Source organism: Mycobacterium sp. E2462, assembly GCF_001672685.1.
Lineage (GTDB): Bacteria > Actinomycetota > Actinomycetes > Mycobacteriales > Mycobacteriaceae > Mycobacterium.
The window spans coordinates 1-555 of record NZ_LZKC01000451.1; the positions used below are offsets into that span (position 1 = coordinate 1).

At 76.8% G+C, this 555-nt stretch carries 1 protein-coding gene; it reads left to right on the plus strand.

Annotated features, from left to right (window positions below):
- Positions 1 to 105: 105 nt before the first annotated feature.
- Positions 106 to 555: alkaline phosphatase family protein (locus A5714_RS23325; RefSeq protein WP_197513907.1), on the plus strand; the 450-nt coding region annotated here is incomplete at its 3' end.

Here is a 555-nt window from a genome sequence, read left to right on the forward strand (position 1 = left end):
TGAGCCTCCCGCGGGAGGCCGGTCTAGGCGCAGCGGGGGGCCGCCCAAAGCGCAACGGCGACAGCGCCGCGCGCCGGCCGGCGGTCGTCGTGCCACACTGACCGGGTGCCCGGTTCCCTGTGCGACATCATGCCCGCGGCGGCGGCCCTGCTGGGCGCGCCCGGCGCGCACGACGCCCTGGGGCTGGCCGACGCGGTGGGCGCCGTCGACCGCGTCTGCGTGGTGCTGGTCGACGGGCTGGGCTGGCAGCTGCTGCCGTCGCTGGCCCCCGCAGCGCCGCTGTTGGCGTCGGTGCTGGCCGGCGAGGCCGGATGGATCAGCCGCTTGGATTGCACCTTCCCCTCGACCACGCCCACCAGCCTGGTGTCGCTGGGCACCGGTGCGCCGCCCGGCCAGCACGGCATTCTGGGCTTCACGCTCAACGTGCCCGGCACGGATCGGGTGCTCAACCACATCCGGTGGCGCGACGACCCGCCGCCCGGCGCGCGGCGCTGTCGCCGTTGCGCTTTGGGCGGCCCCCCGCTGCGCCTAGACCGGCCTCCCGCGGGAGGCTCA